Annotated in this window: 1 pseudogene; it reads left to right on the plus strand. The window is 62.7% G+C overall.

From position 1 onward, the window contains the following. Positions 1 to 249, plus strand: a pseudogene (locus D5084_RS09000) (phosphate ABC transporter ATP-binding protein); the annotation flags it as partial. Positions 250 to 263: the final 14 nt, after the last annotated feature.

Below are 263 nucleotides of genomic sequence, written 5' to 3' on the forward strand. Positions count from 1 at the left end.
CTGATGGACGAGCCCTGCTCGGCGCTGGACCCGATCGCCACGGCGCAGGTCGAGGAACTGATCGACGAATTGCGCAGCCAGTTTTCCGTGGTGATCGTGACGCACTCGATGCAGCAGGCGGCGCGGGTCAGCCAGAAGACGGCGTTCTTCCATCTGGGCAATCTGGTGGAATACGGCGACACGCCGGAGATCTTCACCAACCCGAAGGACCCGCGCACCGAAGCCTATATCACCGGCCGGATCGGCTGAGGAGAGCAAGATGA

This window comes from Tabrizicola thermarum, from assembly GCF_003574395.1.
Lineage (GTDB): Bacteria > Pseudomonadota > Alphaproteobacteria > Rhodobacterales > Rhodobacteraceae > Tabrizicola > Tabrizicola thermarum.